The following is a 22,409-nucleotide window of genomic DNA, read 5'->3' as shown; positions in this document are numbered from 1 at the left end:
GGAATACCTCTGCTCAAGGTAAGTCTTTGTCGCAGAAGCATTTTCCTTGATTCGGAGCCCCGATGCACTTCAACTGTGTGAGATATCCGGGTTAGGCCTTTTCTCGCGCCTTCAGCTCCAGCCGCCGCGCGTGCAGCACCGGCTCGGTGTAGCCGTTGGGCTGATTGCTGCCCTTGAACACCAGGTCGCAGGCCGCCTGGAAGGCGATCGAGTTGTCGAAGTCGGGCGCCATCGGGCGGTAGAGCGGATCGCCGACATTCTGCCGGTCGACGATGGTCGCCATGCGCTGCAAGGCATCCATCACCTGGATGCGGGAGCAGACATCGTGGCGCAGCCAGTTGGCGATGTGCTGCGAGGAGATGCGCAGCGTGGCGCGGTCTTCCATCAGCCCGACATCGTTGATGTCTGGCACTTTCGAACAGCCGACGCCCTGGTCGATCCAGCGCACGACATAGCCGAGAATGCCTTGGGCGTTATTGTCGAGTTCCTTCTGGATATCCTCGGGCGACCAGTTCGGCCGCACCGCGACCGGCACCGACAGGATATCGTCGAGCTTTGCCTTCGGCCGGTTCTTGAGTGCGGCTTGCACGGCATGGACATCGACCTTGTGGTAGTGCGTGGCATGCAGCGTCGCCGCCGTCGGCGACGGCACCCAGGCAGTGTTGGCGCCGGCCTTGGGGTGGGCGATCTTCTCGACCAGCATCGCCGCCATCAGATCTGGCATCGCCCACATGCCCTTGCCGATCTGGGCGTGGCCGGCCAAGCCGCATTCCAGCCCGGTGTCGACATTCCAGGCCTCGTAGGCGGAAATCCAGGCTGCCTGCTTCATGTCGCCCTTGCGGATCATCGGGCCGGCTTCCATCGAGGTGTGGATCTCGTCGCCGGTGCGGTCGAGGAAGCCGGTGTTGATGAACACCACGCGCTCTTTCGCGGCACGGATCGCCTCCTTGAGGTTGACGGTGGTGCGCCGCTCCTCGTCCATGATGCCCATCTTGATGGTGTTTTTGGCCATGCCGAGCAGGGCTTCGACACGGTCGAATATCTCGACGGCGAAGGCGACTTCGTCGGGCCCGTGCATCTTGGGTTTCACGACATACATCGAGCCGGCGCGGGAATTCATCCGCCGCCCCTTAGGCCCGAGATCGTGCAGCGCGATCAGCGCCGTCAGCGCCGCATCCATGATGCCTTCCGGCACCTCGTTGCCGTCGCGGTCAAGGATTGCCGGGTTGGTCATGAGGTGGCCGACATTCCTGACCAGCATCAGCGAGCGGCCGGGCACCGTCAGCGTGCCGCCGGCGGGCGCGGTGTAGGCGCGGTCGGGATTGAGCCTGCGGACGAAACTCTTGCCGCCCTTGGTGATCTCTTCCGCCAAATCACCCTTCATCAAGCCGAGCCAGTTGCGGTAGACGACGACCTTGTCCTGCGCATCCACCGCTGCGACCGAATCCTCGCAATCCTGGATGGTGGTCAGCGCCGATTCCAGGATGACATCGGCGATGCCTGCCGGATCGGTGCGGCCGATCTGGTTGTTGCGGTCGATCACGATCTCGATGTGCAGGCCGTTCCTGACCAGCAGCACGGCATCGGGATTGGCGGCATCGCCACGATAGCCGACGAATTGTTTGGGATCGGCAAGCGTCGTCGAGCCGGCACCGGCGCCGAGCTTCAGTGCACCATTGGCCACCGACAAGCCATTCACGCCTGCCCATTTGCCCGAGGTGAGCGGGGCAACCTCGTCGAGAAAGCTTTTCGTCCAGGCGACGACCTTGGCGCCGCGCGCCGGGTTGAATTTCCCGCCCTTCTCGGCACCGTCCGTTTCTGGGATCGCGTCGGTGCCGTAGAGTGCGTCGTAGAGCGAACCCCAGCGCGCATTGGCGGCGTTGAGCGCATAGCGCGCATTCATAACCGGCACCACCAGCTGCGGGCCGGCGACGACAGCGATTTCCGGGTCGACATTGTCGGTCGACACGGAGAAGGCCGGCCCTTCCGGCACGAGATAACCGGTCTCTTTCAGAAAACCCTTGTAGGCCTCCATGTCGACAGGGGCGCCATTCTCGCGATACCAGCCGTCGAGCTTCTCCTGCATGGCGTCGCGTTTTGCCAGCAGCGCCCGGTTCTTCGGTGCCAGATCATGAACGATGGCTGAAAAGCCGTTCCAGAACGCGTCCGCGTCGACGCCCGTGCCCGGCAGCGCTTCCTTGGCCACGAACTCGTGAAGCTCTCGGGCAATCCGCAATCCGGCGATCTCGATGCGATCGGTCATCAGGCTACTCCAGATGAAAGGCTTTGCGGGCCTTTGGCATGTCAGGTTTGCCGGGTCAATTCAGCTTAGGGTGAAGGTGGGCTTTTTGCAGCCGGCGAAACCGCCAATCTCCCCCCTTGAGGGGGAGATGGCCGCGAAGCGGCCAGAGGGGGTCGGTCCGACCGGGCTCGGCCTCCTGCGATGGAAAGAAGTTAGCGCTCCACGCGCGGCGACCCCCTCTGTCGCCTTCGGCGACATCTCCCCCTCGAGGGGGGAGATTACGCGCTCACACCGCAATCCTTGGCCGCCCTGACGCCACCGCCATCACATGCGCCTCGATGAACATGCGCTGGGCTTCGACGGTCGAGACGCGAAATTCGGTCGAAACGTCGATCTCGGCGCTGTCGGTGCCGGCCTCTTTCGCGCGCTCCGCGACAATGGCACGGACATCAGCTTCGGCCGCTGCGATCGCCGCCGCCTCGTCGAGGAAGTCGCGTACGGTTTCACCCGAGGCAAGACGAAACAGCCCTTCCCTGGGCTGGCTGACCCGCGCCTCGGCCGATACCCTGACCTGGCCGACGACGGCGCCGAGCGCGTTGGCGACATCGGTATCCTCCGGCACCACGCAATCATTGCCGATCAATGGCGGCAGGCCGGCATAGTGCAGCGGCGCCGAGGCGCCGAGGCCGATGACCGGCCGATCGAGCGCAACGGTTAGGCGAGCGATGCCGGGATGCGCATCGACGGCGCGCTGCACCAGAGCGTGCGCCACCGTCGACGCGCCGTCGAGGCCGTCCTCGGCAAAGGCGGTTTCGAGGATATATTCGGCCGACCAGCGCGTCAGCGTCACCAGCACGCGCTCCGAGATCGCTTCCGGCGACGCGGCGATGAACTGGCCACGGCCGTCGCGCTTGCGCGCGAACAATTCGGCGCCGAGGCGGGCAGCATTCGGATCCCAGTTCGCCTGCTTACCCAGCACATGGGCGGCGTCCGACGGGGTGAAGCCGGCGACATGCACCAGCCCGCGCGACACCAGCCGGTTGAGCGTTGCGTTCTGCGCGTTCGAGGTCAAAAGCCTGTCGATGGCGAGCGGCACGGCACCGATCATCTCGTAGAGCCGAGCTTCGGCGCCGGTGAGACCGGCGGCGAGCCGGTCCGGCACGCCGGTGCGGACCGCGAAGCGGCCGTCCATGCGGCCGAGATTGGGTGCGCGCAGCTGGCGCTCCAACTCGGACGTGACCGCCACGCCATGCGCCATGCCGGCCAGCGCCAGCGGCACCAAGCGGCGCGGTCCGAGCAGGATTTTCGGGTTGAGCGCGCCATCTTCCAGCGTCACTTCGGAATCGCCGCCGAGGCCGAAGGTGCGCATGGCGACAGCCTCGACCATAGTGCGGAAGCCGCCGACGGTAGCACCTTCCGGATCGAGCCGCGGCCGGCCGCCATCAAGCACCGCGACGTCGGTGGTGGTGCCACCAATGTCAGACACCATGGCGTCGTCGAGCCCGGTCATGTGGCGGGCGCCGACCAGGCTGGCGGCCGGACCGGACAGGATGGTCTCGATCGGCCGCTGGCGGGCGAACGCCGCCGAAACCAGCGCGCCGTCGCCGCGCACCACCATCAGGGGTGCCGCAATGTTGCGCTGCTCGAGAAAACCTTCGGTCGCCGCCACCAGCCGGTCGATCATCGAGATCAGCCTGGCGTTGAGCAGCGTCGTCAGCGCCCGGCGCGGGCCGCCGAGCTTGGCCGACAGTTCGTGGCTTGATGTGACCGGCAGGCCGGTTTTTTCGCGGATCAGCTCGCGCGCGGTGATCTCGTGCGCCGGATTGCGGGTGGCGAAATAGGCGCAGACGGCAAAGCCGGACACCGAGGCGCCGAGTTCCGGCAAAGCCGCTTCCAGTCCGGACAGGTCGAGCTTGGCGGCATTGCCGTGCACGTCGTGGCCGCCCGGACAAAAAACCACCGGGTCGGTGCCGAGGGCGGCCTTCAGCCCGTCGCGAGCGAGGTCGCCCTCGGAAAAGCCGATCATCACCAGCGCGACGCGGCCGCCCTGGCCCTCGACCAGCGCGTTGGTGGCAAGCGTCGTCGACATCGAAACCAGTTTGATGGCGGCCGGATCGGTGCCGGCCTTCTGCAGCACCGCGTCGACTGCGCCGGAAATGCCGACGGCCAGATCATGCCGTGTGGTCAGCGCCTTGGCCTTGGCCAGCACCTTACCCTTGTTCGGCCCCTCTTGCTTGCCTTCCGTCTCGGACCACAGCACGGCATCGGTGTAGGTGCCGCCGGTATCGATCCCGAGGAACAGCGGCTTTGGCTTGGTCTTGGCGGTCATTTCTGATGGTGGTCCGGGTGAGGAGAGATTTGCTCCCTGCCCCTTAGCCGATACGGGCCGGTCGATAAAGCCGCGAGCGCTGGGCCAAGGGGGGAGTTCGATCTCCCCCCTCGTGGGGGAGATGGCCGGCAGGCCAGAGGGAGGCGCTGTCCCGCCGGCCCTACTGCGGCTACAGCTCCTCCAGCCGATTCGTCGAAGACGCGTCTCCAAGCCCGGCCGCAATCACAATATGCTGACACACATTGTCGATGTCGCGGATGATGTCGTCGTTCCAGAAGCGCAGCACGGCCCAGCCATTCTGTTGCAGGCGCGCTGTCCGTGCTGCATCTTCGGCGACGACATCGGTCTCAGCATGCTGGGAGCCGTCGACCTCAACGACGAGTTTCTTCTCCGGGCAAGCGAAGTCGACAATGTAACCGGCAACCGGAAATTGTCGCCGAAAGCCAAGCCCCATCAGCCGGTGCGCGCGAACTTCATTCCAGAGCTTCAATTCAGCTGATGTCATGATCTTGCGCATCGACCTGGCGTTTGCGCGATGTCTTGGAGGCAATGGCGTATGAGGCATTGCGATGCTCGCTGGCTGTTGAAGTTGGTGCTCTACGGCGCCCCCCTCTGTCCTACCGGACATCTCCCCCACGAGGGGGGAGATTGGCGGCGTCGGCCGCAGCGCCTACCTACCCGACAAACCCAACCTTCTTATGCGTACCATCGCAAAACGGCTTGTTGGCGGAATGGCCGCAGCGGCAGAGGAAGGTACGTTGCGTACGATCGACCGTGTGGCCGGTGCCGGTGACGATCTCGACACTGCCTTCGAGCTTGAGCGGGCCGTTGGTGGTCGGCGTCACTTTCAGCGGGCCATTCCTCGCCTCCAGCGCCGGCGTGTCCTTCAGCGGCGGCTCGCCAGTGGCGGCGAAACCCGATTTGTTGTGGCTGCCGTCGCAGAACGGCTTGTTTTCCGAGGCGCCGCAGCGGCAGAGCGTGGCGCGGTAAAACGTTTCGCCGTCGAGCACGATCTCGGCATGTACGGCCAGCGGGCCGTTTTCCCGCAAGCGTACGGTGTTGACCACCGGCGGCTGCTCCTGCGGCCCGCCATCCTTCCTGATGTAGGTGATGGCGCCCGAGGGGCAGCTTTCGGCGATGGCGACGATTTTTTCGACGCTTGCCGCCTCGGGATGAATCCACTGGCCCGGCGCGTTGGGCACGAAGACATGTGGATCGCCCAGCACGCAGTTGCGCGAATGGATGCAGCGCTTGCCGGAGAACCCGACGTCGATCTTGTCGCTTTCGACCATGCCGGCCATAGCTGGACTCCTGTTGCCTGAAGCACGCCGGGTCAACAGACGCGACGTGCTCTGGGTATTTGCGCAGGCTATGACTCCTGTGGGAAAAGCGTCAAGCTGGCAAACCGGTCAGGGAACCAGATTGATCTCCTCGGTCTCGCCGCCGCTGCAGGTGTAGCAGCAATCCTCGCATTTTTCCTTGTTGCCGGGCCCGACGCCCCAATAGGTGCCCTCGTCGCCGTCGACCCAGGCGCCGTAGCAGATCGATTCGCCGGCGTTGCACGATATCGGCAGCTGCTTGGTCTCGCCGTCGTCGAGGTAGAAATCCTTGTCGTCGCCCGGCCAGACATAGTCGCGGTCCTGGCTGTAGAGCTCGACGCGCATGGCGTTGGGATGGCCGTTCTTGATGGCAAAGGTGACATCGTCGGCATGTGCCGCCGGCGCGAACGCCATGACCAGAGAAAGCGCGACCAACGTGCGGCGCGCGTAGGTGTAAAACATGGTAACCCCCTGAAGTAGCGGCCCATCCGGCCGCGGGGCGACCATCGCATGCTGCGGTGAATCGCTAAAGGGATGATTGCAACAATTCCCGAACTGATTTTGGGGATATCGGCATGCGTCTCCCCTAGGGCACCAGATCGATCGTCTCGGTCGAGTGGTCCACGCAGATGAAGCAGCAGTTGTCGCAGGGCTGGTCATTGTCCGGCCCGACGCCGGCCGAGATGCTGTCGTTGCCATCGACCCAGGCGCCGTAGCAGATGTGTTCGCCCTGATTGCACGCCAGCGGCACGGATTTCTGCGAGCCGGGGTCGATCAGGAACACCTTGTCGTTGCCCGGCCAGACCGTCTCGCGGTCGCGGCTGAACAGCTCGACCGCAACCGCTTGCCTGCGCAGGTTCTTGACGAAGAAGGCCATCTCGGCAGCCTGTGCCGAGGTGGTGAAGAGCAAGGCCGCAAGTACTGCCATGCGAAACAGCGTCACGGTCTCGATCTCCCGAATCATCCCGGCAGAATCGCATGCCTGCTCCGAACTAGGAAGACGTGGATCGCTTGAGAATTTCGCCTCAATTCCGCCCATTAACAAAGTCGTATGGAGTTGCTTAACCGTTCGCGGCTATGTCCCCTCAGGGGGGTCTGACAAAGTGAGTATGATGAGCAACAGCCCCGACAAGCGCAATGAATGGCGCGCCATCTTTTACGTGCAAGCCCGCGTTGCCATCCTGTTTGTCCCGGTCGTCGCCAGCCTGCTGATCATAGCAGCACTCGCCGGCAACGAGCGCAAATCCGTTCCCAGCACGATCGACCCGACCGTCACCGGCTCCGTGCGATAAGCGGCACCGAGCGCTCAAACAAACTGCGGGATCGGGCCGTTCTGCGGGGTCACGTCGTCGCCGAGGTCGACGAACACCTCGTCTACATAGCACCATGCCCAACCTTCCGGTGGATCATAGCCCTCGATGATCGGATGCTTGGTAGTGTGAAAATGCTTGGTGGCGTGGCGGTTGGGCGAGTCGTCGCAGCAGCCGACATGGCCGCAGGTGCGGCAGAGCCGCAGATGCACCCATTCCGAGCCGCTCTTCAGGCATTCCTCGCAACCGAGCGCGCTCGGCGTCACCTTCCTGATGTCCCGCGTATGTCTGCATTCATCCATCATGGTCTCCCTGCCGTTTGAGGTGCGTCGGCGTTGCCGCGCGCGAGATATGCATGCAATGCCGCGACCACCTGAGCGCCTTCGCCGCCGGCCGCCGCGACGCTTGGGCCGACGGCTCAGGTCGGCCAGGCCAGCACTGGCTGAAAACAGGATGTTAACGACGGCGGTCTCTGCCGGAACCACTAACTGCAAAAAAACGGAGTATCATTTCCCCCGGCTTTGAGTGGGCGACAGTCCGAAGGTGCGCCGGAAGGCGCGGTTGAAGTAGGAAATGTCGTTGAAGCCGGCGGCCAGTGCGATTTCCGAAATCTTCAATTTATCGAACTGCGGAGAGGTCAGCATGTCGAAGGCCTTCCGCAGCCTGAGCGAGGTGACGCGCTGTTCCAGCGTTTGCCCGCTTTCGGCCAGAAGTTCGTTGACGTAACGGCGGGACAAGCCGAAGCGCTGCGCTACCTGCTCGGAGGAAAAGCCGGGTTCGGCAAAGCCCCTTTCGATTTCCTTCACGATCACGTTGAGGCGCGCGGCGCGCAGCCCTCTTGCCTGGGCGACCTCGGCCACATCGGACCGGGCGCCGAGAGCCAGCGCAAAAAGATCAAGCACCATGTCGGCAGCCCGCGCGCCCAGGCCGGGTTCCGCCGCGATCTCGCCCGACTTCACCACGAAGTCGGCGTAGCTTTGCAAATGGCGCAAGGCCGGCGTTGTCGGATCGAGCGGTCTGGCGATCAGGTCCTCGGCATTCGGAACGAGCGCGCAGAGTTCCGGGCGCTGGACGTAGATCATCGAGCCGGCAACACCTGCCGCCGACCGTCGCTCGAAGGCGAGCGTGTTTGCCCAGATAACAGCATCGCCCGCGGTGACCGTCAGCTCGCGATTGCGATGCCGAACCCAAACGTCAGAGGGAGTCCGGTTGAAGTCGAGGCACAAATAGTCTTGGCTGTGGGAGGCAGCTTGCCCCGACGTTCTCGAGAACCGACTTGTCGTTGCTTCAACGTCGGCAACGATGATGCTGTCGATGCGCAGAAGATCCGCCCGAAAACGGAGCGGCAGATCATGGGTATGCTTGATATCACAGGGGCCCATTTTGGCTGTCCACAGATCCTGCCATTTCTTGAGGCGGGCGTCTTCATCGAGTGTCGATGGCAACATATCGGATGAGAAGGTCGTCTTCGTCGCCTGCTCGGCAATCTTGGCCATGGAACTGCCGCTGCTCCTTTCCTCCACGTTTTATTGTGCCGCCTTTTCGCAACACACCGCGGGACACTAGTGCGCAGCGCCCCAGAGTCTATATGCGGCACCCCACGATCCAAGATTTTTCTCCTTCGTTCTGCGCTTTCTGCCGTGGGGTTGATTGGCTGGGCAATCATCACGGTGGGGCAACTGCACGGGGGCCTTTGGGGAACACGCGACAGGCGTGTTCCCCATTTTTCAGCGGCCTGCTGAATATCGGACAGGAACGGCAGCGCCGCCCGCGCCACCCTTGCCTCGGGTTGGTCGTTGCCTTTTCGCCACGCGACCGAGCTTCTTAATCATGGCGCCGCACAGTCCAAGTCGGGCACTCCTTGGTCCAAGACATTTGCTCGCGGTCCGTGCATCCTGCAGTTGCGGCGGCCCGGAGTTATTGATTCCCGGCAATTCTGTTTCGGGGGGTCAGGCGATTGCAGAGGGGGCAACACCGGCGAGGGCGGCGGCTTTTCGTTGCGGCTTGTTCGAGGGCGACGCCAGCTTCTGCAGCCATTCCGGCCATTGCCGATGACGTCCATCGGCGCACCGCGGCGCGTGCCCGGCCTGCCTGCCTGGCATTGTCGGTGCTGTTGCTCGCCGCTACCTCATTGCCGACCCTGGCGCAGGATGCTGGAAGCCTTCTGCGCGAACAGCAGCGGCAACAGGAACTGCAGCGGCTGCGGCGTCTGCCACAGCCCGAAGAGCCGGGCCGGCAGCCGGCTCTGATCGCCGGACCCGAGAGGGGCGAGACCATCATCCTTCGCGAACTGCGCTTTGCTGGCAAGATCGAACTTTTGCCGGAAGCGGAGCGCGCGCAACTGGCCGCGACCGTCAAGGGCAAGCGCCTTGGCATTGCCGGGCTCTACGCGCTGGCCGACAAGGTGACAGCGGCGCTCCAGCGGCAGGGCCGGCTACTCGCCCGCGCCGTGCTGCCGCAGCAGGACATCACCGAGGGCTTCGTCACGATCAAAATTGTCGAAGGCGTGTTCGAAAAAACCGATTTCGAACGCGGCAAGGGCGTGCGTGTCCGTGAGGGCCTGTTGCGGGCGATCGGCGAAGGCCAGGTGCAAGCGGACAGCGTCACCAAAGAGGACCTGGAAGAAGCGCTCCTGCGCATGAACGACCTGCCGGGCGTTTCGGCGCGGGCCAAGCTCACGCCTGGCAGCGCGCCCAACACCACCCGTCTTGTCGTCGGCGTGGACGAGGCACCGATCTTTTCCGCCTCCCTCTGGGGAGACGATTACGGCAGCGCCAGCACCGGCAAGGCGCAGGGCAATGCGCTCGTCACGCTTACGGATATGACAGGCTTCGGCGAGCTTGCCAGGCTGATGGGGACGTTCTCCGAGGGACAGAAATTCAGCGAAGCAAGCTTGAGCATGCCGTTGGGTGCAACCGGCCTCACGGCCAGCGCCAATTACGGCTATCTCGATTATCACAACATCGACGACTTTGGTTCCGCGCTGGGCTTGCAAGGTTACGCACAGTTCGCCGGGCTCGGCCTCGACTACAGCCTGATCCGCTCGCGCGATCTCAATGTCCGGCTCTCGACCGGCCTCGATTGGAAGGCGCTGATCGACGACAGCATTGTCGGGCGCCTTCAGGACAAACGCTCGCTGTCCGGCACGCTGGGGCTTTCCGGCGACATGCGCGATGCGTTTTTCGGCGGCGGGCTCACGAACTGGTCGCTGGGGTGGACCTACGGCGATCTCGACCTCGCGCGTGAAGGGGACGCGCTTGAGGTGGACCAAGCCGGGCTCCAGACGCAAGGTGCCTTCCACCGGCTGAACGCGAGCGCAGCGCGGCTTCAAGATTTGCCAGGCGATTTTTCGCTCTTCGGGCTCGTCTACGGTCAGTGGTCTAGCAAGAATCTCGATTCGTCCGAAGACTTCTCGCTCGGCGGCCCCTATGGCGTGCGCGGCTGGCCGGTAGGCGAAGGGCGTGGCGACATGGGGCTGCTGGGGACGATGGAGCTGCGTTATGACGCGCCCGTTCCCTCTGAGTTCGGCAGCCTGCAACTGGCGGGCCTTCTGGACGCCGGCCGTATCTGGATCAACAAGAACCAGAACGGCATTCCCAACCTCAATGTCTGCGGCTGCAACGACTATAGCCTTGCGAGCGCGGGTCTTTCGCTGCGCTGGACGCATGAGGCTTTGAACGTCTCGGCAACTTGGGCCTACGGCTTGGGTAAAAATCCCGGGCGCTCGAATGTCACCGATGCCAATGCCGACGGCAACACCGGCAATCAGCAATTCTGGCTCCGCGGCGCCATTCGTTTCTGAGGGATCGCCATGAACAAGGTCTACAGGCACATCTGGCTCAAAACGCTGAAGGGGGGACGGCGCACGTTTGGCGCATTGCTGGCCTCGACCGCCCTTTTTTCATCGTTCCCGGTCTACGCGCAAAACGTATTGCCCAGCGGCGGCCAGGTCGTGTCCGGACAGGCGACGATCACGACCAACGGCAACGCCATGACGGTCGATCAGGCGACGGATCGGATGATCGCCAACTGGCAGGGTTTTTCCATCGGCGCCGGCAATTCCGTCACCTTCAACCAGCCGGAAACATCGTCGGTCGCGCTCAACCGTGTCGTCGGCCAGGATCCCTCGCAGATCCGTGGGGCGCTCAGCGCCAACGGGCAGGTCTTTCTCATCAACCCGAACGGCATCGTGATTGGCAAGAACGGAAGCGTCAAGACTGGCGGGTTCGTCGCCTCGACGCTCGGCATCACCAATCAGGATTTCCTCTCCGGCAACTACCGCTTTACTGGAACCGGTGGCTCCATCGTCAATGACGGCACCATCAACGGCAATGTGGTGGCGCTGATTTCCCCGAGCATCACCAACGCGGGCACTATCACTGGCTCGACCGCGCTGGCCGCCGGTACGGATGTCCTGCTTGATTTCGACGGCGATGGGCTGTTGTCGGTCGAGGTCAAAGGCTCCACCGTGAAGACGCTGGTGGAAAACAAGGGCCTCATCAAGGCTGACGGCGGCAAGGCGATCCTGACCGCCAAGGGCGCCTCCGATGCCATGAAAGGCGTCGTCAACAATTCCGGCACCATCGAGGCCAAGGCGATCGGAAAAAAGAACGGCCGCATTCTGCTTCTGGGCGACATGGAGCACGGCGAGGTCAAGATCTCAGGCAAGCTAGACGCCTCGGCGCCGAAAGGCGGCGATGGGGGGTTCATCGAGACCTCCGCCAGGAAGGTGAAGATCGCCGACATGGCGGTCATCACCACCGAGGCCGCGAGCGGTGCGACCGGCACCTGGCTGATCGATCCCGATGACTTCACCATCGCGGCGTCCGGCGGCGACATCACTGGCACGGCGCTGTCGACCCAACTCGCCAACAATAATGTCACCATCCAAAGCTCCAGCGGTGGCACCTCCGGCAACGGCGACATCAATGTCAATGACAGCGTCAGCTGGAGCGCCCATACACTGACGCTGACGGCTGCGCGCGACATCGACATCGGCGCCGTGATGACGGCGACGGGCAGTTCGGCCCTGGCCATGAATACCGGCACGGCGAATGGCGCAGATGCCGGCGTCAGCGGCGGCACGGTCAAGGTCACGCTCAATTCCACGGGCTTTTCCGGGAGCGTCGATTTCGATCGCAACGGCACCGGCTTTCTCACCATCAATGGCGATGCCTATACGGTCATCAACGACGTGACGGCTTTGCAGGACGTCAACAACTCTCTCTCCGGCAATTACGTGCTGGGCGCCAACATCAATGCAACCGACACAGCAAACTGGAATTCCGGATCAGGCTTTGTGCCGATCGGCAATTCCGGCGCCAGATATACCGGGGTCTTTGACGGCCTTGGCCACAGGATCTTCAACCTTACCATTGACCGCGAGACGACGGACTATGTCGGGCTGTTCGGCACCATCGAGGGCGCGACGATCCGCAACGTCTCGATCTTCGGAGGCAGTATCAGCGGTCGCCAGGAAGTCGGCGCTTTGGTGGGGGCAAATTTCAAGGGGACGATCCAGAACAGCTCTGTCGTCAGCAATGTCAGTGGTGACACCGATGTTGGCGGGCTGGCGGGGTTGAACCGCGGTACGGTCGAAAACGCTTGGGCTGGCGGCTCCGTAAGCGGCAAGATATCTGTGGGCGGGTTGGTCGGCTGGAATTCTAGCATATCAGATGGCGCAACAACAATCAGTTCCTCATACGCAACAGGTGCCGTCAGCGGCGTCGGCAGCGGCAGCGGCATTGGCGGGCTGGTGGGATTGAACCACGGTACTGTGCGAAACAGCTACGCTACCGGTTCTGTTGATGGCGAAGACAGCGCAGCCATTGGCGGGCTGGTGGGAAGCAACTGGGCCACGATAGAAAACAGCTACGCTACCGGCTCCGCGAGCGCCGACCAATTTGTCGGCGGGTTGGTGGGAAACAACTTGGGCACCGTGCGAAACAGTTACGCTACGGGTTCCGTGAGTGGCAGCGACACCGTGGGCGGGCTGATGGGAAGCAACAGCCTTGCGGTCGAAAACAGCTACGCTACCGGCTCCGTGAGCGGGTCCGGAAGTGTCGGCGGGTTGATGGCTGGCAACTCTGGCACAGTCATCAACAGCTTCTGGAACACGGAAACCTCGGGACAGGCAGCTTCCGCAGGCGGTGTTGGCAAGACCTCGGCCGCGTTGCAGGACCCTTTTACCTTCATCGACGCCGGATGGGATTTCGCCAACATTTGGGGCAAATCGACCAGTGGCGAGAACAGCGGCTACATGATGCTGCGCGGCGTGGGATCGGGCACGCTGTACGACGCCTATGTGAACGTCTCCGGGACGGCCACCACCATCTATGGCACGCCGGCTTCAACAGCGGGCCTCAGCGTGACGGGAGTCAATGCCAACGCCGTCACCTTGGGTTGGAACGGCACCGCGACCAACGCGAGAAGCTACAACCTCGCCAACGTCCTGAACCTGAGCAGCAGCACGGGTGAATCCATCTATACCGGCTCCATTTCGGGCACACTCATCATCAACAAGGCAGCGCTGACGGTCACGGCGAACGGTCTGACCAAGAGCTATAACGGCCAGGTGTTTGCGGGCGGCAACGGCGTCAGCTACTCCGGTTTCGTCAACGGCGAGACCGCTTCCGTTCTCTCCGGCTCGCCGACCTATAGCGGCACGTCTCAGGCCGCGCGGAACGCGGGGAATTATACGATCACCGCCTCGGGCCTGTTCTCGAGCAACTACACCATCAGCTATGCCAACGGCGCGCTGACCATCAACCCGGCAGCACTCACCATCTCGACTGCGAACGTGTCCAAGACTTATGACGGCGGGACGAGCGCGAGCGGCACTGCGGTGGTCAAATCCGGTCAGCTCTTCGGCACCGACTCCCTGAGCGGCGGCAGCTTTGCCTTCGCCGACAACAATGCGGGGACTGGCAAGACCGTGACCGTCTCCGGCGTTAGCATCAATGACGGCAACAATGGTGGCAACTACGCGGTCAGCTACGCCGCCAACACGACGAGCAGCATCAACAAGGCCGCGCTCACCGTCACCGCCGACAGCCTGACCCGCGCCTTTGACGGGCAGGCGTTCAGCGGCGGCAACGGCGTCAGCTACTCCGGTTTCGTCAACGGCGAGACCGCTTCCGTTCTCTCCGGCTCGCTGGCCTATGGCGGCACGTCTCAGGCCGCGCGGAATGCGGGGAATTACACGATCACCGCCTCGGGCCTGTCCTCCAGCAACTACACTATCAGCTATGCCAACGGGGCGTTGACCATCAACCCGGCCGCGCTCACCATCTCGCTGGCGGACATCGTCAAAACCTATGATGGCAATACGAGCGCCAGCGGAACGGCGGTGGTCGCGTCCGGTCAGCTCTTTGGCACGGACGCCCTTAGTGGCGGCAGCTTTGCCTTCACCGACAAGAACGCCGGGACGGGTAAGACCGTGACGGTCTCGGCTGTAACGCTCAGCGACGGAAATAATGGCGGTAACTATAGCGTCACCTACGCCGCCAACACCACGAGCACGATCAACCAGGCCGTCATCACCGGCATCACCGGCGTCACAGCCAGCAACAAGACCTACGACGCTACCACCGCCGCGACGCTCGACACTTCCGGTGCCGTGTTCAATGGCATGGTTGCCGGCGACAGCCTGGCGGTCGCCGGCGCCTCAGGGAGCTTCGGCGACAAGAATGCCGGCGCCGGCAAGACGGTCGTTATCGACGGTCTTGCGCTCGGCGGTGCGGATGCCGGCAACTACACTCTTGCGGACACGACGGCCACCGCCACTGCCAATATTCTCAGGGCCGTCATCTCCGGCGTCGCGGGCATCACGGCCAATAACAAAACCTATGATGCTACCATCGCCGCGACGCTCGACACTTCCGGTGCTGTGTTCAATGGCATGGCCTCCGGCGACAGCCTGACGGTCGCGAGCGCCACCGGCGCTTTCGGCGACAAGAATGCCGGCGCGGGCAAGACGGTCGGTATCAATAGTCTGGCGCTCGGCGGCGCGGACGCCGGCAACTACATTCTTGCGGATACAACCGCCACTGCCACTGCCGACATCGATAAGGCACTGCTCGCGCTTTCCGGCTTCACAGCCGCTAACAAGGCCTACGACGGCACAACTGTCGCCACGATAGCCAATACGGGAATCCTCGTCGGCGTGATCGCGGGAGACAGCGTTGCCTTTGGCCATGGCGGCGCGAGCTTCTCGGACAAGAATGCCGGGACTGCCAAGACCGTCACGCTCGGCGGCGTCAGCCTAAACGGCGCTGATGCCGGCAATTACACGATTGCCGCCACGGCGACCACGACCGCCGACATCGACAAGGCACTGCTTGCGCTTTCCGGCTTCACTGCGGCCAACAAGACCTATGACGGCACCGCCATTGCCATGATCGCCAATGCGGGAAGCCTCGTCGGCGTGGTTTCAGGAGACAGCGTGTCCTTTGGCCATGGCGATGCGAGTTTCCAGGACAAGAATGCCGGGAGCGCCAAGACCGTTACGCTGGACGGCGTCAGCCTGAACGGCGCCGATTCCGGCAACTACACGATTGCCGGCACGGCGACGATCACCGCCGACATTGCCAGGACCGAGATCGCGGCAATCACCGGCATTACGGCCAAGAACAAGGCCTTTGACGGCACCACCACCGCGGCGCTCGATCTGGGTCATGCGGGCTTCTCCGGCATCATTGCCGGCGACGGCCTCACCGTCGCGACGGCCACCGGCCGCTTCGTCGACGCTTTGCCGGGAGCGAACAAGACCGTGACCATCATCGGCCTTTCGCTTGGCGGGAGCGATGCCGCAAACTATACGCTCGGCCAGACCGTGGCGAACGCGAGTGCCGACATCGAGGTCGACGTCGCGCCGCCGCTGACGCCGCAACAGCAAACCGGGGCCGTCGTCGAGGGAGGCTTTTTTGAAGGCAGCGCATCCGGAATCCTGCGCGGTGACGAGGCGCTGATCGACCTTGGTCAGTCGATGTCCGACCCAGCCAGTTCGGCTGGCTGCGTTCCCGATTTTGCTTTCGGTATCGGGACACCATGCGCCCCGCAGGCGAATCCTCTTTAGTCTAGCAAAACACCCAGCACCATGGACCGCCGGCACGACCTCTCGGAATATTTAGGCTTGGCAGTCGACCGCGACATCGTCTCCTAGCCCGAGATTGGGCAGCGTCGTCACCAGGGCTCAGATCTGTATCGGTTTGTCTTAGGCGGAATGCCGGCGAAAGTTCCCAGAAGTTTCTCCCTCGGCTTTATCTTTTTGCAGGCCTGACCATCAGTCGAAACAGAATCGCGGGGAGACTTGCGAACTCCGTCATTTCTGGCGAAACGCGGAGTGGAACGACACAACCAACGGGCCCAGAATGTAGTCGAGTGCGGTGCGTTCCTCGGTGACGATCATGACTGATGCCGGCATGCCTGGATAGAGCGCAATCTGTGGGGCCGCCGCCAATTCCACTGGGTCGACCGCTACGTCGGCGAGATAGTAGGGAAACCCTGTCTTGCTGTCGGTAATCCGATCTGCCGAAATGCGGCTGACGCGGCCATGAATTATGGGAATCGAGCGCTGCTTGTAGGATGTGAAACGAACTTCGGCTGCCATGTCGGGCCGCAGGTTCGATATGTCCTCGACGCGAACCTGCGCCTGGACGATCAGCGAATTCTCAGTCGGCACGATGTCGAGGATCGTCTGGCCCGGCGAAACGATCGCTCCGATCGAGAAGACGGTGAGATCCATTACCTGGCCGTCATAGGGCGCACGCACTTCGGCCCGGTCCATGGCAGCCTGGGCTGCAAACATCTTTGGCACAAGGTCGGAAAGGCTCGATTGCGTATCGATCAGCATGGCCGACAGCTTGGCTCGGCGCTCATTGGTCAGCTGCGCGATCTGGCTATCGAGCTCGGCCTTGCTCTGTTGGCTGCCGGCAATTGCGCCGAGATTCTCGTCGATCAGGCCCTGCAGATCCGAGGCGGATCTTTCCAGCTCCAGAATGCGCGGGCGGGTCGTCAATCCGGCCTTGAGCAGCTTCGACAGGCTGGCCTTCTCGTCGACCGTCGATCGCAGTTGGGCCTGGTAGGATTCGACCCGAGACTGCTTGCCCTGGATCTGCTCCTCGAGCTCGGCAATCCGCCGCTCGAGGATTTGTCTGGCGCCGGCCATCGAGGCGCGCTGGCTTTCCAGGTCGGCGATCTGGTTTGCCATCGCGTCCCTAAGGTAGGTCTCGTGCTCCTTGAGGATGTCCTTCGGGAAGGCAACAGCCTCGCTGCCGTCCAGCTCGGCCCGGATCCTGGCATCGGTTGCTCGCAGCAGCGCGTATTGCTGGGCATAGAGATTGAACTCGGACCGAATCCTCGTGTCGTCCAGCTTCAGCATGATGTCGCCCTTCCTGACGACGTCGCCATCCTTGACGTGAATCTCCTTCACCGTTCCGCCATCGAAGTGCTGGACGCTCTTGCGATTGCCTTCCACCTTGACGATGGCATCGGCGAGCACCGCGCCGTTAAGCGGTGCAAAGGCTGCCCAGCCGCCGAAGACGCCGAAGAAGGCAACGATGATCAGCAGGCCGATATAGGCTGGCACCCGGATCGAATCCGGTGCGAGGATGCCAGCCTCGCCGGGCAGGCTCCGGTAGGTAAGGGCGCCGTCGCTCATCGATCTCTCCGGCCACAGCTCATTGGGTTGCCACCGCCATTGGCGCCGCGCGCTGGTTGAGCAGCGCGACGATCTCGTTTCTCATGCCGAAGGCCTCGACCGCGCCATCGCGCAACAGAAGGATCTTGTCGACATTCGCCAGGGTCGAGGGCCGGTGCGAGACGATGATCACGGTGCTGCCACGGCGCTTGAGCTCGATCGCGCATTCGCTCAACGCGCGGTCGCCGTCAGCGTCGAGATTGGAGCTCGGCTCGTCGAGAACGATCAGTTTCGGCGTTCCGAACACCGCCCGGGCAAGGGCGATCCGTTGCCGATATCCTCCCGACAGCACAGCGCCGCCTTCGCCGATCTGGGTCTCGTAACCCTGCGGCAGGCGGATGATCATCTCGTGCACGCCTGCGAGCCGCGCGGCCTCGATCACCTCCTGGTCGACATTGGTCTTGAAGCGCCCGATATTGGCGGCGACCGTATCGGAGAACAGTTCGATGTCCTGCGGCAGGTAGCCGATGTGGTCGCCGAGCGCGTCGTGCCCCCACTGCGACAGGTCGGCACCGTCCAGCCTGACGGTGCCGCGACTGGGCTGCATGACGCCGGCGAGGTTACGTGCCAGCGTCGACTTGCCGGCGCCGGAAGGGCCGACGATTCCGAGCGCCTCGCCTGCTTCCAGTCGAAACGATACGTCCCGCAGAAGCACCTTTTGCTGGCTGGCAATTGCATAACTGACCTGCTCGACGGAGATCTTGCCGCTGGGCTTGGGCAGGTTGAACGATCTTTCGTTCCGCGCGCCCCCGTCGACCAGCTTCTCGACCCTTGCCAACGCCGCCCGCGCCAGGATCAGGCTGCGCCAGAGGCCGACGATCTGCTCTACAGGCTGCAATCCCCTGCCCAGCAGGAGACTCGCGGCGAACATGGTGCCGCCGGTGATCTGCCGTTCGATGACCAGATAGGCGCCGAGGCCGAGGATCAGCGACTGCATGGCGAGCCGCAGGAACCGGATAAGGCCCGACATCAGTGCGGCACGGTCGCTCGCCTCCGCCTGACGCCGCAGCGCCAAATTGCGGTCGCGCCCCCAGCGGCGGATGAGCCCGTCGATCATGCCCATGGCGCGAACGACTTCCGCGTTTCGGAGACTCATCTCCGTAAAATTATAGTTGGTGGTCGCCAGGTCGTTGGCCTGCTTCAGCGGCGAACGTACGAGATACTCGTTGAGTACGGCCATGGCTATCAGGAGCAGCGAGCAACCCAGTGCGAAGAAGCCGAGCCATGGATGCAGCAGGAAGATGATGCCGATATAGATTGGCGACCATGGAAGGTCGAAAAGAGCATGGACTCCGCTGCCGGTGATAACCTGCCGGAACGTATCGAAATCGCGGATAGGCTGGCTTTGCGAGGAACCGGGCGATGGGGTTTCGACCGACGCGGCGAGGATCTTTGCCGACAGCAGCCGGTCGAGCCGCGCGCTGGCGCGCGTCAGGATGGCGGCGCGCACCAGGTCGAGGCCGGCCAGCGACAGGAAGGCCGCCAGCAACACCAAGGTCAGCATCACCAGCGTGGTTTCGCTGCCGCTGGTGACGACCCGGTCGTAGATTTGCAGCATGTAAAGCGGGGAGGCGAGGTAGAGCAGGTTGATCGCCAGGCTGAACGCCGCCGCGACCAGGAAATAGCGGCGGCATGCCCGAAGCGCATCCTTCACAATTTGGGATTTATTGTTACTCAAGAACCCAGCGGAAAACCGCCCCCCTGTCCACGCCCGGAACCGATACTACTCCTGATCGTCCAACCAGCCACGTGGTCCCTTCCTATTCCTGCCGTAAACCTTAATTCGTAAGCTGAATCAGGAACCGGCAGCATGAGGAGAGTGTCCGCGCGGCTCTCCTTTGGTTCACATCACAAAGTCGCTCACTTGCACCACCGTCCTGCCGGTGCCGTCGTCGGCAAGTGTGAAGCTGTGGGCATCGTAGACGCCGAGCAGGTGGAGCGTGGCGTTGTGCGTGCCGTCCGTCACGGTCAACGTTCCTCCGGCGCCATCGAGGTCCGCCTGATAGGCAGCGGACGTTCCGGCACCGAACAGGATGTCTTCGAGGTTCACCTTGTCGTCATTGGTGATGCCGGCGATGCTTCCGCTGAAATCGAAGGAATCGTCCAGCTGCAATGTGCCAGCGGCATTCGCCGCGAAGGTGACGTCGGTTGAAGAAGCCGCGCCGAACTCCAGCTTCGACAGGTTGCCGATCGTGGCATCGCCGTCGCCAGTGACCTGGCCGTTGATGTCAATGTTACCGCCATTGGCCCACAGCATGCCGAAATTCGCCAGCCCGCCGGTGATCGTAAGGCCGCCGGAGCCGGTTGCCTCCAGCGTTCCCGAATTGACGACGACGCTGCCTCCGGTATCGATGACCAGCGCATTCGAGCCGGTGGCGATGATGGTGCCGTGGTTGTCGAGGCCGAGCATCCCGCCGCCCAGTTGACCGGCGCCCGAGATCGTGTTGTCGACGTTGACCAGAGTGACGTCCGGCCCGGTGCCGGAGATGATGTTGGCGGCGCTGTCGGACAGCAGGATCTGCCCGCCACCCTGCAGCGACACGCCATGCTGGATGATTTGCAGCAGCGTATCGCCGCTGGTCGAGTCCAGCGAGATAGTGCCCGCATTGTTGATCGTGCCGCTCAGCGGCAGCAAGGCGCCGTCGCCGATCGTCATGGTGCCTGAATTGTTGACCACCGGCGTCTGGTCGAAGACGAAATTGCTTGCCGTGAGCGCGCCCGAGTGCACGCCGTCCAGCGTGATCGACTGCCCGTCACCAAGCGTGATCACCGCGTTGCCGTGAGCGTCGTCGGCGATATGCGTCTGGAGATCGGCAAAATCTGCCACTCCGTTGTAGCCGATAAGGTCGATCTGGTCGGCCGCCGCATCGAAATTGTGCACCGTATCGGCGCCGATCGGCTGCGAGAAGACGAAGAGATCGTTGCCGTGAGAGCCGGTCAAAACGTCGTCGCCGGACCAGGCAAAGATGGGTGAGCCCGGAGCGTAGGCCTCGACATTGTCGGCGATCGACGCGCTGCCGGTCGTGCCGTCGGCATTGGTCCAGGTCAGTTGCACGTCGAGCACCGCAGCGCCGGTGAATTCGGGCGGCGTGGTGACGGTCAGGGCGTGCAGGTCGTTGGTCTGTATCGTCCAGGTTCCGTCGGCGTTGTGGGTGGCGCCTTCGATGGTCCAGCCCGAAGGCACGTCCTTCACCGTGACGGTGATGAGCGCACCTTCATGCGATGGATCGGTCAGGGCGAGATTGATGGGCTCGCCGGCAGTGCCGGCGGGCTGGAGGTTAATCGTCGTCTTCGCTGCATTGGTATGCCCAGATGTGTCCGAGAACGCTCCGGAATCTATGACCAAGTCATACTTGGATCCGTTGTTGCTTCCCGCACCTTTGTCGACCTGGAACGTGTACACTGTGTGGTCGCCATTGAAGCTTCCCGACCCAGCGATCACGCTGACATTCGGCAAGCCGGAGACGTGCATCACGTCCGATAGATTTGCAAAATTCGCGTTGACGGACGAAGTAAACGTTATCGTCACAGTACTTGGAGTTGCGTTGTTTCCTTGGGCGCCTCGTACGACTGAGGAAATCAGCGTTGCACTGACGTCGTCTGTGCCATTCACCGTGACGATGATGGTCTGGGTATCCGACGCGCCATTGTTGTCGGTGCTTTGGACTGTGTAGGTGAGTGTCAGTGACTGACCGACGGCAAGGTAATCGAATGCCTGCGTGCCGGAGTTGAAGGTCCAGCCGAGATTGTGGGTGTCGGCCGGATTTGCGGCAAGGCCCGATGTTGGCGAAACAGCCAACATCGCCAGCAGTTGAGGGTTGGTCAGGCCAAGGCCCGTGGTAGTGCCTGAGGCCACAACGGTCGTAACCGAAGAATTGACCGTATCACTGAGATCGGCATCGGTCACCGTCAGCATGCCTGTGGCCGACAGACCGGCGTTGGTCTCCGTCAAGGTCGCCGATGCGGTGTCCGGCGTCCCTGTCGCCACGAGATGAATGTCGGGTGCATCGTTGGTGCCGTTCACCGTCACCGTCACGGTCTGGGTGTCTGACGCCGCGTTGTTGTCGGTGCTTTGGACTGTGTAGGTGAGTGTCAGTGACTGACCGACGGCAAGGTAATCGAATGCCTGCGTGCCGGAGTTGAAGGTCCAGCCGAGATTGTGGGTGTCGGTCGGATTTGCGGCAAGGCCCGATGTTGGCGAAACAGCCAACATCGCCAGCAGTTGAGGGTTGGTCAGGCCAAGGCCCGTGGTAGTGCCTGAGGCCACAACGGTCGTAACCGAAGAATTGACCGTATCACTGAGATCGGCATCGGTCACCGTCAGCGTGCCTGTGGCCGACAGACCGGCGTTGGTCTCCGTCAAGGTCGCCGATGCGGTGTCCGGCGTCCCTGTCGCCACGAGATGAATGTCGGGTGCGTCGTTGGTGCCGGTGATGGTCACCGTCACCGTCCCCGTCGCCGTGCCGTCCTGGCTCGTCACCGTGAAGGTGTCGGTCACGACCTGACCCGC

General features: G+C 62.9%; 14 protein-coding genes. 3 read left to right on the top strand and 11 right to left on the bottom strand.

The annotated features are described in order from the left end of the window. Window positions 1-91 precede the first annotated feature (91 nt). The 6 genes from NKI38_RS31330 to NKI38_RS31305 form a co-directional block, all read right to left on the bottom strand. Window positions 92-2,263 (bottom strand): malate synthase G, encoded by a 2,172-nt coding sequence (locus NKI38_RS31330; protein WP_352664470.1) that lies wholly within the window; start codon window positions 2,261-2,263, stop codon window positions 92-94. 265 nt (window positions 2,264-2,528) lie between these two features. Beyond that, complete coding sequence (locus tag NKI38_RS31325; protein ID WP_352664468.1) at window positions 2,529-4,571, bottom strand: hydantoinase/oxoprolinase N-terminal domain-containing protein; 2,043 nt, start codon at window positions 4,569-4,571, stop codon at window positions 2,529-2,531. A 169-nt stretch (window positions 4,572-4,740) separates the two neighbouring features. After that, window positions 4,741-5,136, bottom strand: a complete 396-nt coding sequence (locus NKI38_RS31320) for an endonuclease domain-containing protein (protein ID WP_352664472.1) — start codon at window positions 5,134-5,136, stop codon at window positions 4,741-4,743. A 109-nt stretch (window positions 5,137-5,245) separates the two neighbouring features. Continuing rightward, window positions 5,246-5,872, bottom strand: coding sequence for a CDGSH iron-sulfur domain-containing protein (locus NKI38_RS31315; RefSeq protein ID WP_352664466.1), 627 nt, complete (start codon window positions 5,870-5,872; stop codon window positions 5,246-5,248). Between the two features lie 108 nt (window positions 5,873-5,980). Further along, window positions 5,981-6,352, bottom strand: a complete 372-nt coding sequence (locus NKI38_RS31310) for a hypothetical protein (protein WP_352664464.1) — start codon at window positions 6,350-6,352, stop codon at window positions 5,981-5,983. A 124-nt stretch (window positions 6,353-6,476) separates the two neighbouring features. Continuing rightward, window positions 6,477-6,833 carry a hypothetical protein gene (locus NKI38_RS31305; protein WP_352664462.1) on the bottom strand — a complete coding sequence of 119 codons (357 nt, stop codon included), beginning with the start codon at window positions 6,831-6,833 and terminating at the stop codon, window positions 6,477-6,479. Between the two features lie 169 nt (window positions 6,834-7,002). On the opposite strand from NKI38_RS31305, the gene NKI38_RS31300 reads away from it, so the two are divergent. Then, on the top strand, window positions 7,003-7,182 hold the full coding sequence (locus NKI38_RS31300; RefSeq protein WP_164548818.1) for a hypothetical protein: 180 nt from the start codon (window positions 7,003-7,005) through the stop codon (window positions 7,180-7,182). Window positions 7,183-7,196: 14 nt separating this feature from the next. Here NKI38_RS31300 and NKI38_RS31295 read toward each other — a convergent pair whose 3' ends face one another. Together NKI38_RS31295 and NKI38_RS31290 are read right to left on the bottom strand one after the other, a co-directional pair. Continuing rightward, entirely contained in the window at window positions 7,197-7,505 is a 309-nt protein-coding gene (locus tag NKI38_RS31295) for a UBP-type zinc finger domain-containing protein (RefSeq protein WP_352664460.1), read from the bottom strand. Between the two features lie 201 nt (window positions 7,506-7,706). Beyond that, entirely contained in the window at window positions 7,707-8,696 is a 990-nt protein-coding gene (locus NKI38_RS31290) for an AraC family transcriptional regulator (RefSeq protein WP_352664458.1), read from the bottom strand. Window positions 8,697-9,307: 611 nt separating this feature from the next. Between NKI38_RS31290 and NKI38_RS31285 the strand changes: the two genes are divergently transcribed. Beyond that, window positions 9,308-11,002, top strand: coding sequence for a ShlB/FhaC/HecB family hemolysin secretion/activation protein (locus NKI38_RS31285; protein ID WP_352664456.1), 1,695 nt, complete (start codon window positions 9,308-9,310; stop codon window positions 11,000-11,002). A gap of 9 nt (window positions 11,003-11,011) precedes the next feature. Continuing rightward, a complete protein-coding gene (locus NKI38_RS31280) occupies window positions 11,012-16,276 on the top strand; it encodes a beta strand repeat-containing protein (protein WP_352664454.1) in 5,265 nt (1,754 codons plus the stop codon). Between the two features lie 246 nt (window positions 16,277-16,522). On the opposite strand, the gene NKI38_RS31275 is transcribed toward NKI38_RS31280, so the two are convergent. The 3 genes from NKI38_RS31275 to NKI38_RS31265 form a co-directional block, all read right to left on the bottom strand. Then, window positions 16,523-17,860, bottom strand: a complete 1,338-nt coding sequence (locus NKI38_RS31275; protein ID WP_352664452.1) for an HlyD family type I secretion periplasmic adaptor subunit — start codon at window positions 17,858-17,860, stop codon at window positions 16,523-16,525. A gap of 19 nt (window positions 17,861-17,879) precedes the next feature. Beyond that, the gene (locus NKI38_RS31270) at window positions 17,880-19,553 is read right to left on the bottom strand and encodes a type I secretion system permease/ATPase (RefSeq protein ID WP_352664450.1); all 1,674 of its coding nucleotides are present in this window, start codon (window positions 19,551-19,553) and stop codon (window positions 17,880-17,882) included. A 189-nt stretch (window positions 19,554-19,742) separates the two neighbouring features. After that, window positions 19,743-22,409, bottom strand: a 2,667-nt coding sequence (locus tag NKI38_RS31265) for a beta strand repeat-containing protein (RefSeq protein ID WP_352664448.1), incomplete at its 5' end; no start/stop codon positions are given.

It is taken from the genome of Mesorhizobium sp. M0621 (assembly GCF_040320745.1).
GTDB lineage: Bacteria > Pseudomonadota > Alphaproteobacteria > Rhizobiales > Rhizobiaceae > Mesorhizobium.
Note: the sequence above shows the minus strand (reverse complement) of the source record. Positions and strands in the feature narration are given on the sequence as shown.

Excerpts from the sequence above, each read along its gene's own strand:
- NKI38_RS31290 (WP_352664458.1), bottom strand. The coding sequence starts at position 8,696 with ATGGCCAAGATTGCCGAGCAGGCGACGAAGACGACCTTCTCATCCGAT.
- NKI38_RS31295 (WP_352664460.1), bottom strand. The coding sequence starts at position 7,505 with ATGATGGATGAATGCAGACATACGCGGGACATCAGGAAGGTGACGCCG.
- NKI38_RS31325 (WP_352664468.1), bottom strand. The coding sequence starts at position 4,571 with ATGACCGCCAAGACCAAGCCAAAGCCGCTGTTCCTCGGGATCGATACC.
- NKI38_RS31320 (WP_352664472.1), bottom strand. The coding sequence starts at position 5,136 with ATGCCTCATACGCCATTGCCTCCAAGACATCGCGCAAACGCCAGGTCG.
- NKI38_RS31315 (WP_352664466.1), bottom strand. The coding sequence starts at position 5,872 with ATGGCCGGCATGGTCGAAAGCGACAAGATCGACGTCGGGTTCTCCGGC.
- NKI38_RS31330 (WP_352664470.1), bottom strand. The coding sequence starts at position 2,263 with ATGACCGATCGCATCGAGATCGCCGGATTGCGGATTGCCCGAGAGCTT.
- NKI38_RS31280 (WP_352664454.1), top strand. The coding sequence starts at position 11,012 with ATGAACAAGGTCTACAGGCACATCTGGCTCAAAACGCTGAAGGGGGGA.
- NKI38_RS31310 (WP_352664464.1), bottom strand. The coding sequence starts at position 6,352 with ATGTTTTACACCTACGCGCGCCGCACGTTGGTCGCGCTTTCTCTGGTC.
- NKI38_RS31300 (WP_164548818.1), top strand. The coding sequence starts at position 7,003 with ATGAGCAACAGCCCCGACAAGCGCAATGAATGGCGCGCCATCTTTTAC.
- NKI38_RS31275 (WP_352664452.1), bottom strand. The coding sequence starts at position 17,860 with ATGAGCGACGGCGCCCTTACCTACCGGAGCCTGCCCGGCGAGGCTGGC.